The following is a 14648-nucleotide window of genomic DNA, read 5'->3' as shown; positions in this document are numbered from 1 at the left end:
AAATTTTTAGTCTGCCTAATTGGGGTACTGACGCATACCCATCAAGCTAAGATTTTAAGACACCCTCATAACGAAAATTTTACCTTTTTACAGCTATTTATAAGAATTTGGCTCATTTTTTTCGTTTTGAGGAACAATGCATTTCTTAACTTGATGGCGATGGGGTACAGCCAACATTTCGGAAATTTTGTATGCTAAGCGAATTTTAACCTAAAAAGTCGAATTCCTGTACGTTAAGTGAAGTGACTTTTCATTCACATAATCCGTATTATCTGAAGTTAATAAAGTATGTTACACTCTCTTCTTTAAGAACGTTTCCATAATATCCTTCTTGAATCTTTCATAATCAAACTGAAAAGCTACATTATGTGTTTTATAGCCTGGATTAGTAACAAAACGAAAGTCTGCAATGCTTTGACCAAATCCTTCTCCTTGATCAGGAATAACTTTAATGGGTACTCTTGAAAGGCTAACAGCCTCTTGATTCAGCAAATACCACACTGTTACAAAATCATGCATAGGGCTTCCGCTTATACCAGGATTAGACTTGGAGTAGAAATTATAATAATAGTCTAACATAGGTTTGATGATGAGTCCTGCAAGATCCTGTGTATTCCGATGAAATGCATCGATTTGCTGGACCATTTCGGGTGTAACAATCGCATGTTGAGTTACATTTAACGGAATAATTGTTAAGTTCTTCGCATGCTGCAGAATTAAGTTTGCTGCATAAGGGTCTGCGTAAAAGTTAGCTTCAGCCACGGCAGTCACGTTACCTGGATAGAAAAAAGCTCCGCCCATGCAAATGCATTCTCTTACGTTTCGCATTGTTTCTAAATTCAATACAAAGGTCGTAGCTAGCGAAGAAAGTCTTCCCAAATTGATAATTGTAAGGTCTTCTAAATTTGAATGTATAATTTGATAAATATCATTTAATGGATAAACTGGATAAGAAATTTCAGGGGGAATGATAGGTCCTAATCCGACTTTTCCATGTACCTCAGGGAAATACTGAACCAATATACCTGTCAACGGTACAGAAGCACCAAGGAATACAGGTATCTCTTTTCTTCCCGCTATGTATTTCAAATAGTTAATATTTCTTATTACATTTTCTCTTGATACATTTCCATAATCGGCTACAATCCCTACAAGTTGAATATCTTTACGAAAAAAGGTGTACAGCATAGCAAATGCATCATCAATTCCCAAATCTGTAAACAGGAGAACCTTTTTTTGCATATGTCTTCCTCCAAAATTTATAGAATCCTACTTTCACTAATGATGTAGTGATTAGACTAAGCTTGTACGTATATATTTATGTATTCCTAAAGAGTGGATTCTATTCATTTGAAGTAGCTTTGCTCATCTAAATTTGATATTATGTTCAAGCGCAAAATACATAAGGGGGATTAGAAATATGGAAAGACCCGTTGTTATTGAGCAGTATACACTGGATTGGGCACTACAATTTAAAGAAGAACAAAAGCTTCTAAAAGGTATAATGGGAGATACGGCTATTACAATTGAACATATTGGAAGTACATCTGTTGAAGGATTAGGAGCTAAACCAATATTAGATATTATGATTGGAGTTCATAATTTAAAAGAAGTAGATGTGTTTATTGAACCTTTAAAAAAGATTGCATATGAATATGTATTTCATAAAGAGTTTCCAAACAGAAGATTTTTTAGAAAAGGATTATGGAGAGCCGGAACACATCATTTGCACGTTTATGAACTAGGGAGTGAAGAATGGAACAGTAATATCTTATTTAGAGATTATCTAAAAAACCATCCTGATACACTCCAACAGTATTATCAATTAAAACAAAAATTAGCTGAAAAACATCATCATGATAGAGTCGCATACACAAATGAAAAAGCGCCATTTATAACAGATATTATTCAGAAAGCTAAAAATGAAATTAACTTCCGCTAACGAAAATCATGTAAATATATAAAGTTATCAAACGACTTTATGAGGTAACGTCACATCGCCATAAAGCTAAAGTTTTACACTATCCATTAAGTAAAAAAGACGTTATTCTTTTTGTAGAAATATGCAGAAAGGATGGCGTTTTTGTATGAATCTATCGATTCAGGATGAGTTTCATTTGTTCGCTGAAGAACTACAGCGATATCTATCTCCACATATTCTTCAACAACTCGCACAAGAGACAGGTTTTGTAAAACGTAAAAGTAAGTATGGCGCACGAGATTTGGCTGCTTTATGTATCTGGATTAGTCAACAGGTAGCAAGCGATTCTCTTACTCGATTATGTAGTCAGCTTTATGCAAATACAGCTACACTTATAAGTCCAGAAGGACTTAATCAACGTTTTAACCGATGCGCTGTTTTATTTCTACAACGTGTATTTTCCCTTTTAATCAAAAGCAAATTAAACGATTCGTCTCAAATCTCAAACCAATACACCTCTTATTTTCAACGTATACGCATTTTAGATGCTACTATTTTTCAAGTACCCAATCATTTGGCCCCTATTTACCCTGGTTCAGGAGGATGTGCACAAACAGCTGGTATTAAGATTCAGCTAGAGTATGATTTACATAGTGGAAAATTCCTCAATTTTCAAATGGAACCAGGTAAAAACAATGATAAAACCTTTGGTACAGAATGTTTGGATACCTTACGCCCAGGAGATTTATGTATACGAGATTTAGGATACTTTTCTCTAAAAGATTTAGATCAGATGGATCAACGGGGAGTATTCTATGTTTCACGGTTGAAATTAAATAATAGAGTATATGTAAAAAATGAATCACCAGAATTTTTTCGGAATGGGGCAGTAAAAAAGCAATCTTTATATGTTTTGCTTAACCTTGAAGATATTATGCATCAGATAAAACCAGGAGATACTTATGAAATTCAGAATGCCTATATTGGACAACAAAAATTACCCTCACGAGTTGTAATATATAGACTCACATCAACTCAAATTCATAAACGTAGGAAACAACAAACTTATGTTGAAAAGAAAAAAGGAGTTACATACTCTGAAAAAAGTAAACGTCTAACAGAAATCAATGTTTATATTACCAACATTCCATGGGAAGTTGTTCCGATGGAATATATTCATGATATCTATTCTCTACGTTGGCAAATAGAGATCGTATTTAAAACATGGAAATCTCTTTTTGGTATCAATCGTTGTCACAATGTTAAGCGGGAACGTCTAGAATGTCATCTTTACGGCCAATTAATCGCTATTTTTCTTTGTTCTTCAACTATGTTCAAAATGAGACAACTGTTACTACAGAAAAAGCAAAAAGAATTAAGTGAATATAAAGCTATTTACATGATTCAAGATCATCTGTATTTGGTGTATGAAGCCCTACAAAAAAGTACTCAAGAAATAACAAAGGTTTTTCTCAAACTTTTTAATCTCTTACAAAAAAACGGCCGGAAATCTCACCGGTATGAGAAGAAGACAGTCTTTGATATTCTGGGCATTGTATATGAGTATAGTGGTTTGAGAAGGCAAAAGAAAGCTGCATAATTTTTTAAAATGATGCCTATCTAGGTTTATTTGGCATGTACATTTTTAAGAGTGTACCTCTACTTTAAGGATATTTTAGTCCTGATGAACGAAAGTTCATTTTATTTCTGTTCTTAAGTTGATGGGCATGTGACGCTACCCCCATGTTAGCAAAAAAGTGCTTTCATGTACAGACAACACCTTTTCAGTCTACAACTATTTTTTAGCAGCCTAATACTTTTTCTATAGTTTAAAACATTTTTTTAATGAAACAAATAAAACGAACACAGAATGCATAAAAGACATATATTATTTTGAAAAGAAAACAACTTCTGTTTGGAATAGGTAAAGGATGTTTATCATGCTTGAAATGAGTTACCAAGGGTTAACAGGTGAAGTAATTACAAGATATGATCGAGAATATGAAGAAGCTAGACAAGAGTGGAATCAAGCAATTCAAAAATTCCCTTTAGTTATTGTGTATTGTTATACAAAATGGGATGTGAGTAATGCGATTATTTGGGCAAGAAAAAATTGCATAGAAATCCGGATTCGATCAGGTGGACATCATTATGAAGGATATTCTATTGGAAATCGTGTTCTTGTTATTGATATAAGTAGAATGCATCGCATGCAATTGAATGAGAATAAGCATACGTTAAAAGTGCAAGGCGGAGTAAAGAATAAGCAAGTCTATGATTTTATTTCTGCGAAAGGGTATCCATTTCCTGGGGGGACTTGTCCGACTGTAGGGATAAGTGGGTACACATTAGGAGGCGGATGGGGATATTTGAGCAGATACCTTGGACTTGGATGTGATAGTTTACTAGAACTGGAATTAATAGATTATACAGGGAAATTGATTATTGCAAACGAAAAGTCTCATAAAGATTTATTTTGGGCAGGCTGCGGAGCTGGTGGTGGGAACTTTGGTGTTGTTGTATCCATGACATTTAAACTCCCAGCAAAAATAGATAAGGTGACTTTAGTTGAAATATATTGGCCAGATGCTTTATTAGAAACACACAGAGAATTTCTGTATAAATGGCAAGAGTGGATAATTAATCTAGATAACAGAATTACGCTTGGTGCCAGTATATATAATTCAGAAACTGAGAGAATGGCGATTTATGGACGAGGAATATTTTATGGTAAGCCAGAAGAAGCAGAAGAAATTTTACAAATGTTAATCAACATAGACGGCGTAAGAATGAATTTAGAGTATATAACATTTTTTGAAGCTATTACAAAGTTACAATCATCTTATCCGGAATCAGAGATGTTTAAGTCTACAGGAAGATTTGTGTATCAGGATTATGATGAACAGGAGATTAATGCCATTGTTGACCTCATTCAAGAGAGAGCAGCAGGAAGTATTTTTGCAGCAGTAAGTCTATATGCACTTGGTGGAAAAGTAAAAGAGGTGCCTAAAGAAGCAACAGCATTTTATTATCGAGATGCCAAGTATATAATGGGGATTCAAACTATATGGGAGGATGCAAAATTTGCAAAAGATAATATCAAATGGATAGAACAGAGTTTTAAATATATAGAATCAATAACAGAAGGATCATTTGTGAACTTCCCTTATAGTGGTTTGAAAAATTATGAAGAAGCTTACTATGGCAACAATGCTAAGAAATTACGGAAAGTGAAAGAGAAATATGATCCGTTAAATGTATTCTCGTTTCCACAGGGAGTAACGGAATGTCATTAATAATGATTTAAAACAGAGTTTTCGTTCCAAAAAGTATGTTCAAAAGTCAATATACTAACTATGTAATTTCGTAAAGAAATAGCGACTTCAGTGCATAGTTCTATAAGAATGTAGCATAACTAATGATAAATAATTCCGCATTTGTATCATGTATAACTATATTTACTGTTATAAGGAGGAAATAACTTCATGTCATTCATATGGTCATTAATTGTTGGCGGCATTTTAGGATGGTTTGGTGGCTTACTTATTGGAAAAGATATCCCTGGTGGTATTATTGGTAATATAATTGCCGGCATCATCGGCTCTTGGATTGGTACAGCTTTATTTGGAAAATTTGGTCCAGTTATTGGTGGTTTTTACATTGTACCAGCTTTAATTGGTGCCCTTATACTTATCTTTATCGCTAGCTTTATACTTCGCATGATAAAAAAATAAAACAATAGGATTGTTTACTTTCGTAAACAGTCCTTTTTCGTTAATTTTGTGTAATGTTAATAAATCTGTTATGCTAGGGATATACCATTTGGAGGTGTCAACATGAAAAAATTTACAGTTAATTTTCATCAAGAAGATAATGCACAAGCAACAACTGTTTATAAGTTAAATGAAGATGACTTTAACAAAGCAACAGAAGGCGGAACTCGTCATCTGTTTGATTTAGATACAAATGTTGGCTTTTTTGTATTCTTTGATGCAGAAGATGCAGAAGGTAATGAGCAATATTTAACGCTCCAATATGAAGGTGATCAAGAAGAACCAATCGCTTGCTACGGTTTCGATTTAAAGCTGTTTTATGAATTTGTAGCACTGTATTTAAATGATCTTGAATTCCAAGGTGAAACAGATGAAGAAGAGGAAGAATACGGTCCAATTCATCATTTAGCGCACTTGCTGTATCATATTGTAGAAGATGGAAAAGAGATTGAAGCTTAATTACATAAAAAAGGCTGTTCCTTATGCGGACAGCCTTTTTGTTTTGTCTTGTTTAAGAATATAATTTATAAAGAAATATTGGCCGGTGCCACCAATAATAAGAAATACGGCACAAATATTAAATAAGAAACTCCCGCTAAAATGTTGTAATAATAACGCTCCAGCTGCGGGACCAAGCATTCGTGAAATATCCCAATGCGTACCGTAAATAGAGAAATAAATCCCTCGCATATGTTCCGGTGCTAATTCTGAAACAAAACGTAACAAATAATTTAAAGCTATACTTTCTCCAGTTGTTAAAATTAGTAGTGTGAAAAATAGTAACCATAGTGTATGGGAGTAGGCGTAACCAATCGCAGAAATCGTATAGCAAATATAAGAAATAACAATAATTTTTTGCATAGAAAATTTCTCCGCCCATTTTACGACTCCTACTTGCAAAACGATCTCCATAATCCCTTTACATGTAGCCATAAAGGTAAAAACAAACATAAAATTAGTGAATAATTCCTTTTCAGCATAAAGACGATAATTCGTTTCCATTTGTGCGTAGAAAAAACTAATAGGCAGCATAAAAACCATAAGTACAAACACGCTATAATGTTGTGAAAGAAAATGTTTCCATTTCACAGGCGTGTTTTTTGATTCATTATGTTGAAGAAGTGGAGCTGTCTCTGGGAGCTGCGTCCATACAATAAACGAATAGAGAAATAAGGCAGCAGCCTCTAAGATAAAAAGAATGGTCGGATCATCTTTGTAGAATAGATATCCAATTGCTGGACCAATGATGGCTCCGATGGCTCCAACTGTTTGAATGAGAGCAAATACTTCAGCTTGCTTTTCTTTCTCTGTCACATCAGCAATTTGTGCGCGTTGTGCAGGGATATAGAGAGAACGGCCTAGACCATTCATAATGTAGAAGAGAGCAAAAGGTATAACGGATTCCGCAAAAATGAAGCCAACCATAGCGCATGCTTGTAAAAGTAGTCCAATTAGAATAATTATTTTTCGTCCAAATCGATCTGTAATGCTGCCGCCAAAAAGTGTAAAGACAATTTCGCTAAGCGGTTGTAATCCAAAAAGTAACATAGTAAACAAGGCGTTTCCGTTTAATGCTTTGTTTACATATATAATAAAAATGAGTGCGAGCATTGCTCCAGTTGTACTCGTTACCAGTTCTCCAAATAACCGAATCCATATAGGTTTACTATAACATTTTACGAATGTCATCATTTCATTCTCTCCTTTCTATATGGAAATTCTATGATGGAAAGGAAAGAGGAAAAAGAGTAGAATGAAGCAAAGAAATTTTTCATCTTTTAGGGGGGCATGTATGATAATTTTGGATCATTACATACGGCTTTGGCTGCAGCATGCCAAAGGAAAAGAACTTGGTGAAAACATAGAAATATCTCTGCAAGACATTTCAAAATCATTATATTGTACAGATCGAAATAGTAAATTCACAATAAAAAAACTAGAAGAAATGCAATGGATTAGTTGGTCTCCAGGACGCGGAAGGGGAAATCGGTCTAAGCTTGCTTTTCTACAAGAACCTGAAGCACTTATTTACGAAAGAGGAAAAAAGCTTGTAAAACAAGGAGAAGTTAAAAATGGAAAAGCCTTCATTCAAACATATGCAGAGTATTTTCCGTACATATTAAAACAATTTCAAACATGGATTGACACACTTTTTGGATACCATATTGAACAGTCACCTAAAGGAAGAATGGATGTTTTACGATTAAACATGCGTATAAACCCAATTACATGTCTAGATCCTATGTATGTTACGCTTCGCTCTGAATGTCATATTGTTAAGCACGTCTGTGATACGCTCGTTCATTACAATGAAATGACAAATGAAATAGAACCTCGTCTCGCTTTTTATTGGGAATACAATCATATACATAAAATATGGACATTTTATCTTCGTAAAGGAGTGCATTTTCATAATCAAAAGCCGTTTACTGCACACGATGTCAAGTATACGTTCAAACGTTTTTTAAGTACAAAAGACAACCCTCATCTCTGGATGTTGCAAGATATTGAAAAAATACATATTGTAGATGAATATACAATTGAAATTCATTTACAAACAGAAAATGAATTATTTTTACATATTTTAGGCGGAGAACATTGTTCTATTATTCCTGAATTACAGGAGAAGGAGAATGATCAATACATATTAAACGGAACAGGTCCATTCAAACTTCTTAAAAATGATGATGCATTACTTATTTTAGAAGTAAATCATTTGTATTTTCGCGAGCGCCCATTTCTTGATCGTATTGAACTTTGGTATTTCCAAGATATAAGTAGTCATAGTGGTTATGAAGTATTGTTAGGTTCTTTACACCATGATAGAAAGAGCGTTAAAAAAGAAACGTCTCAATTAGAAGCGAACGTAACATACATTACACTCAATACAAAAAAGCAAGGTCCAATGCAACATATAGCCTTTCGGCAAGCTTTAAAACAAATCATCAACGGCGTGCAAATATTAAATGATTTAAAAGGTGAACGTGGAGAAGTAGCAACGAATCTGTTATTAGGAAAAACAATCGAAATAAATAAAGAAAGTTCAATTAAAGAGTTACTAGGAATTAGTGGGTATAAAGGAGAAACATTATATTTATATACCTTTCAGGATCAAGATCATGTTGAGGATTCACATTGGATTCAAAGGGAATGTGCCAAGTATGGAATTAAGATAGAACTATCTTTTTTAGATGCACATGAACTTCTTACACTTCGAACAATACAAGAAGCTGATTTGATTCATGATAGTGCTACGATGAGCGAACACGCTGAATTAAGTTATCTATATTTACTGCTAACGACAAATAGTTTTCTTCATCAGCATAGTTCTTTCAATTTAAATGAGAAATTGAAACGTGTATTTAAGGAACAAAATCGGAGTGTGCGTATGCAATTGTTAGAGGAAACAGAACAGGAGCTGTTAGAGAATATTCATATTATTCCTTTGTATCGAAATTATATGACGATACATACGCATGAAACCATACAAAATGTAGCAATTAATTCCCAGGGCTGGATTAATTTTTATCATATATGGTTTAAGCATACACATAACGTAACAAAGTAGTAAAACAACGTGCACATACCCATCATTTCTTCGACCTTCATGCGATGAAATGATGGGTTTATTCTTTAGATAGAAAACGGATAAAGCTATATGGAGCATAGCGATAATCTTAGTCTATTTTTATAAAAATGGGAAAATGTATATTTACAGCGTAACAATGTTATGTTACATTGAATAAAAAGAAGGGAGAGCAAAATTTTGAGTCAGGACTTAATTTCGAAAAAAGATTTGTTAGAACTTACTGGAATCTCCTATGGTCAGCTATATAGGTGGAAAAGAAAAAACTTAATACCAGAAGATTGGTTTGTGCGAAAATCAACGTTTACAGGGCAGGAGACGTTTTTTCCTAAGGAAAAGATTTTAGATAGAATCGAAAAAATTCAGACGATGAAAGAAAATTTGTCTCTTGATGATTTGGCGGACATGTTCTCACCAAATGTGAATGAGATTTGTTTAACAAAGGAAGACATTGTACAACGTGGGATTGCTTCAGAATCCGTTGTACGTTTTTTTATAGAGCAAAATCAAGAAATGACTAAATTTCGTTTTGCAAAAATCCTTTTTATTTATATTTTGGAAAAGGTACTTCAGTCTGGAGAGATAAGTCTTGAAGAAGGAAAATTGATGTTACATGTTTTAAATGAGCACTATGAAACGATGAAGAACAAACATGGTGAACTTATTTTTATTCGAAAGTTAGGTATTTCAACATGTTTCTTACTTTCGAGTGTAGAGGATTTATATTTTGATCAGGGTACTAAAATTGTTATACGTTTACCTTTAGTGATTTGTACAGAAGAATTAAAAACAAAGTTGTTATGATGGAGGGAAAGTAGTGAAAACTGATGACTTATTAATTAATGGACATGGAATGTCGAACGGAGGGCAGTTTCGCAATGTACAATTAAACGGAAGAGGGACTGTAAATGGGGATTTAGAATGTGTGGATTTCGAATGTAACGGTTCTGGTCATGTAAATGGAGATATAAAAGCTGAGACAGTAAAAATAAGTGGTTCCGGAAAGATAAATGGAAAAGTAGATGCTCTACAAATGAGCATTGAAGGCAGCGGCAGTATACAACAGGCAGCGGTTGTAAAGAAAATAAAAATTTCCGGTAAAGGAACAGTCGGAGGAAATGTATTTGGTGAGGACATGAATATTCACGGTAAAGCAATCATTGATGGGAATTGTGAAGTAGATACATTCAAATCAGAAGGACAATTTATCGTGGGTGGCTTATTGAGTGCAGATGATATTTTTATTGATATGCACGGTGAATGTAAAGCAAAAGAAATAGGCGGTCAAACGATTAACATAAAATATAGGAAATCCGCTTTAAGTTGGCTCTTCGAAACAATGTTTACTACTCGAATGGAAACAGAGTTAATAGAAGGGGACAATATTATAGTTGAGTATACAAACACGAACACAATTCGAGGTAACAATGTTACAGTTGGACCAAATTGTAAAATTAATCTTATTGAATATACAGGGGTTTGTCAAATCGATAAAAACGCTAACGTAAAAGAAAGTCGAAAAATTTAAATTTTTAACAGAAAGGGAAAGATAGCATGAAAGAACAGTATAACCTTAGTTTAAATGGTTCTGGTAATTCATCAGGTGGTATCTACAAAAATGTCAAAATTCGCGGAGAAGGAACGATTTTGGATGATATTGATTGCGATGTGTTTAAGACGTATGGAACGAGTGAAGTGCAAGGAAATGTAAAAGCACACATGATTACTGTGTTTGGAGAAACGAAAATTCGTGGAGATTTGGATTCAGAAAATGTGAAAGTTAACGGTAATCTTGAAGTTGGTGGCCCGACAGAAGTGAAACGTACAAAAGTACGAGGGATGTTTGACATTGGTGAAAATTTTACTGGTGAAGAGGTCGATGTAACGGGTGGAATAAATGTGAAAGGTAACTTAGAAGCAGAGAATTTCATATTAAATGGAGGTTTTACAATTACAGGTATGCTGAATGCTGGAAATATTAATATCACTATAAGATATGAGCACAGCAATGTAAAAGAAATAGGAGGCGAGAAAATTACAGTTCGAAAAAAATCATCGTTCTTTCCTTTCTCGAAACACGGAGGATATCTTCATGCCAATATAATCGAGGGAGATGAAATTTATCTTGAATATACAAAAGCTGATGTTGTTCGAGGTAACAATGTTACGATTGGTCCAAAGTGTGAAATCAGTGTGGTAGAATATCACGAAAGTTACAAAAATGCAGATCGATCAATTGTGAAAGAATATAAACAAATATAGTGGTACATTGAAAAACTTGATTTAAGAGCTATTTTTTTTCGCGTCTTACCTCAAGATTTAAAGGGAATTTTAATGAAATTGATGAAAAGCACTCCCTTCATATGAAGAGAGTGCTTTTATTTTAATGATTCAGCAACCTAAACTGAAATTATTCTTCAATAATCTCGTATTCTTCATCTGCTAATAATAAAATTTGTAACTTCTTACCTTTATTATGTACTTCGATTACATCATATGTTCCTAAATTTTTCACTTTATTTGCTGAAGCATTTACCATTCCTTCAACAGAGTCGATTAAAATATCTTCTTCAATGTAGGTTTCAGGTAAAGACATATCTTCAGTTTCTAATACACATGCATATAAATTTTGCAAATCAGTAGCTGTTGGATTTAATTCCTCAACATCAATTATATTTTTTACTGCATCTACATGCTCTTCTCTTGGTTGATATACTTTAATTTTTGCCATGTTTTATTCTCCTTTATTTCTTAATCTAAGAGGCTATATATTATTATAACGTTTTTTATGAAAAACATGAAATAGTAATATGGCCATAAATGAAAAAATGTTTTTTTATTTATATTAGAAAAAATTCATTGCTGTTTTTCTTCATGAATACAATATAATAGAAATGTTTTATATAAGATTTTTCGCTTTCTTAATCCATGTATTGCATATATAATTTAAGAGGGACTAATCGAATTTATGTATATTTATAAAAGAATTGAGGTTTAACGAACAATGACAATAAAAATCATTACAGATAGTGCGGCAGATTTACCAAAAGAGTTGCTTCATACTTATGATATAGAGGTAATTCCGCTTCGTGTATATGATGAACAAGAGAATGAATTTTTAGATGGAGTAACACTAGATCCAATAGACTTGCTTCGAAATATGAAAGAAGGGAAAGTATATAGAACATCATTACCTTCTTTAGAAACAATTCAAGAAGTATTCACTACATACGCAAAACAAGATGTAACATGCATTTATTTAGCTTTTACTTCTGAACTTTCTGGTACGTATCAATCTTCTGTTCTTGTAGGAGAAGAAGTAAAAGAAGCCTATCCTAATTTTTCTTTAGACATTATTGATACAAAATGTGCGTCAACTGGCCAAGGACTTGTAGTATTAGAAGCAGCAAAAATGGCACAAAACGGAGCAACAAAAGAGGAAATTTTAAACCGTATCGATTTCATGACGGAACATATGGAACACATATTTACTGTTGCAGACTTACAATATTTAGTTCGTGGTGGACGATTAAGCAAAGTAGCAGGATTTATAGGTGGCTTGTTAAATATTAAACCTATTTTAAATGTAGAAGATGGAAAACTCATTCCACTTGAAAAAATACGTGGCCGGAAGAAAGTGTTTCAGCGTATAGTAGATATTATGGAAACAAGAGGGAAAGATCTTAAAAATCAAACAATTGGAATTTCACACGGTGATGATTTAGAAAGTGTAAACATACTAACAGAAATGATTACTCAAAAATTTGGATGTAAAGTATTTGTAGTAAATTCAATTGGTGCAGCTGTTGGAGCTCATGCTGGTCCGGGAACATTAGCTATATTTTTCTTAAATGAAGTGTAAAAAAGAAAATGTCTCTTAAAATAAGAGGCATTTTCTTTTTTATTATGAAAAATTACTAATTTCCAAACTCTTATATGTTAATTATATTTTATGTGAGGATGGGAAAATCTTGAAAATTTTTTCATGGTATGTGCCGTGATGTTTTTACTTATTTCCAATTTTCTGCAAACAATCGAGCTAATAATGAAAGTTGATACTACTTATTCGTTGAGAACGAATAGTTCTATTCTTTTTCTTTAAAAAGGAAATCAACTTATTAAAGAAATGAACACATTCTCTTTACAGCAAGAAAAAGGGAACATAAGTAGAATTAATAATCGTGGATTTGATGTATTGCACCCAAAGAGCACAAAATCAGTAGAATGCACATATAAAAATACAAAATAAAATATTATAATTATTCCATTAAAAAATAATTATAAAATCATCTACTAAACAATAATTATCACGACAAAACATTGAATTTATTATATAATTTTAACATAATAAATATTAATATAATAACGTTTAAATTTTATTTTAAGGGTGTATGTTCATGAAAAATATTGATTTTATTCTTGAAAGCGATGAGGCATTAAAACCATCAGAACGACTTATTTTATTACTATTAGAAAAACATAGAATATTATATACGAATGATTTACTTGTTTTGTCGAATTTATCATATAAAACATTAGTAGACTCTTTAACAACACTTGTTAGGAAATCTTATATAATCAAAGAGAGTGGAAAAGGGCGTAAACAAAATAGATATAGTTTAATATAAAAAGATTATTGTAAACTACAAAACAGGAAGTGCTCACAAAATATGCTCTTCCTGTTTTATAGTTAAAATTCATCCTCATGAATTAAATTCCCTGCATCATGGTCTTTCATTAATCTCTGCTTCAAATAATTTTCTTTTGTTGTACGATCATCTTTATGACCAACAGCTGCTGCAATGATATGTGGTGGTACTTGTTTATAATCATATAAATATTGAACATAAAAATGTCGAAAGAAATGAGGAGTTATTTTTTCATTTTTTGTAAATGATAAATTAGTTTCTTTTATGATTTTGGTGATATATTGAGACAAATAATTTTCTTTATATGCTGTATGATTTTTTGTTTGAAAAATGGTACCACCATGCTTAATACCTAACTCAGTTGGCAAACGGCGACGGATTCGAAAAGCGATTATCCGTTCAAATACAACTTTGTTAATTGGTACAATTCGTTCAGAATCACCTTTCGTATTTACATATAAATAATAACGATTACGCAATGTATCATACTCTAAATCTTCCCACTTCGCATGTGCAACTTCCGCAATACGTAGTCCAGTTGTTGCTAATATTGAAAGCAGAGCATAATTGATAGGATTATTTTTATAATATGACAGCAATTGTTTTACTTCTTCATAAGATAATTCTCTTCTTGGTTTATGTTTTTTCGTTATCGTTGTACTTAGTATGTCAATATATAGAGGCTCTTTAATGTATTCAATTTCATATAACCATTTTAA

General features: G+C 32.7%; 15 protein-coding genes. 11 read left to right on the top strand and 4 right to left on the bottom strand.

What is annotated here, in order from left to right:
- Positions 1-291: 291 nt before the first annotated feature.
- Positions 292-1242 carry a nucleoside hydrolase gene (locus CN326_RS23730; RefSeq protein ID WP_098311379.1) on the bottom strand — a complete coding sequence of 317 codons (951 nt, stop codon included), beginning with the start codon at positions 1240-1242 and terminating at the stop codon, positions 292-294.
- A 178-nt stretch (positions 1243-1420) separates the two neighbouring features.
- On the opposite strand from CN326_RS23730, the gene CN326_RS23725 reads away from it, so the two are divergent.
- From CN326_RS23725 to CN326_RS23705, 5 genes are all read left to right on the top strand, one after another.
- Entirely contained in the window at positions 1421-1942 is a 522-nt protein-coding gene (locus CN326_RS23725; protein ID WP_098311378.1) for a GrpB family protein, read from the top strand.
- Between the two features lie 145 nt (positions 1943-2087).
- Positions 2088-3521 (top strand): IS4 family transposase, encoded by a 1434-nt coding sequence (locus CN326_RS23720; protein ID WP_098311377.1) that lies wholly within the window; start codon positions 2088-2090, stop codon positions 3519-3521.
- A gap of 340 nt (positions 3522-3861) precedes the next feature.
- On the top strand, positions 3862-5217 hold the full coding sequence (locus tag CN326_RS23715; protein ID WP_098311376.1) for an FAD-binding oxidoreductase: 1356 nt from the start codon (positions 3862-3864) through the stop codon (positions 5215-5217).
- Positions 5218-5406: 189 nt separating this feature from the next.
- Positions 5407-5655, top strand: a complete 249-nt coding sequence (locus CN326_RS23710; RefSeq protein ID WP_098311375.1) for a GlsB/YeaQ/YmgE family stress response membrane protein — start codon at positions 5407-5409, stop codon at positions 5653-5655.
- 102 nt (positions 5656-5757) lie between these two features.
- Positions 5758-6153, top strand: a complete 396-nt coding sequence (locus tag CN326_RS23705) for a cytosolic protein (protein WP_098311374.1) — start codon at positions 5758-5760, stop codon at positions 6151-6153.
- Between the two features lie 21 nt (positions 6154-6174).
- Here the strand turns inward: CN326_RS23705 and CN326_RS23700 are convergent, their stop codons facing one another.
- The gene (locus CN326_RS23700; protein ID WP_098311373.1) at positions 6175-7386 is read right to left on the bottom strand and encodes an MDR family MFS transporter; all 1212 of its coding nucleotides are present in this window, start codon (positions 7384-7386) and stop codon (positions 6175-6177) included.
- A gap of 61 nt (positions 7387-7447) precedes the next feature.
- Here CN326_RS23700 and CN326_RS23695 point away from each other — a divergent pair, with 61 nt between their 5' ends.
- The 4 genes from CN326_RS23695 to CN326_RS23680 all read left to right on the top strand — a co-directional run bounded on the left by CN326_RS23695 (position 7448) and on the right by CN326_RS23680 (position 11542).
- Positions 7448-9262 carry an SgrR family transcriptional regulator gene (locus tag CN326_RS23695; protein ID WP_098311372.1) on the top strand — a complete coding sequence of 605 codons (1815 nt, stop codon included), beginning with the start codon at positions 7448-7450 and terminating at the stop codon, positions 9260-9262.
- Between the two features lie 198 nt (positions 9263-9460).
- Positions 9461-10084, top strand: a complete 624-nt coding sequence (locus tag CN326_RS23690) for a YhbD family protein (protein ID WP_098311371.1) — start codon at positions 9461-9463, stop codon at positions 10082-10084.
- Positions 10085-10097: 13 nt separating this feature from the next.
- Positions 10098-10808, top strand: a complete 711-nt coding sequence (locus tag CN326_RS23685) for a polymer-forming cytoskeletal protein (RefSeq protein WP_098311370.1) — start codon at positions 10098-10100, stop codon at positions 10806-10808.
- 26 nt (positions 10809-10834) lie between these two features.
- Positions 10835-11542: a cytoplasmic protein gene (locus tag CN326_RS23680; protein WP_098311369.1), complete on the top strand. Its 708-nt coding sequence runs from the start codon at positions 10835-10837 to the stop codon at positions 11540-11542.
- A gap of 148 nt (positions 11543-11690) precedes the next feature.
- Here the strand turns inward: CN326_RS23680 and CN326_RS23675 are convergent, their stop codons facing one another.
- Positions 11691-12011: a hypothetical protein gene (locus CN326_RS23675; protein ID WP_098311368.1), complete on the bottom strand. Its 321-nt coding sequence runs from the start codon at positions 12009-12011 to the stop codon at positions 11691-11693.
- Between the two features lie 273 nt (positions 12012-12284).
- Here CN326_RS23675 and CN326_RS23670 point away from each other — a divergent pair, with 273 nt between their 5' ends.
- Positions 12285-13142, top strand: coding sequence for a DegV family protein (locus CN326_RS23670; protein WP_098311367.1), 858 nt, complete (start codon positions 12285-12287; stop codon positions 13140-13142).
- A gap of 535 nt (positions 13143-13677) precedes the next feature.
- The gene (locus CN326_RS23665) at positions 13678-13908 is read left to right on the top strand and encodes a hypothetical protein (protein ID WP_098311366.1); all 231 of its coding nucleotides are present in this window, start codon (positions 13678-13680) and stop codon (positions 13906-13908) included.
- A 62-nt stretch (positions 13909-13970) separates the two neighbouring features.
- Here CN326_RS23665 and CN326_RS23660 read toward each other — a convergent pair.
- A partial coding sequence (locus CN326_RS23660; RefSeq protein WP_141525124.1) for a tyrosine-type recombinase/integrase occupies positions 13971-14648 on the bottom strand: 678 nt, incomplete at its 5' end.

Source organism: Bacillus sp. AFS018417, assembly GCF_002560985.1.
GTDB classification, from domain to species: Bacteria; Bacillota; Bacilli; order Bacillales; family Bacillaceae_G; genus Bacillus_A; species Bacillus_A rhizoplanae.
Note: the sequence above shows the minus strand (reverse complement) of the source record. Positions and strands in the feature narration are given on the sequence as shown.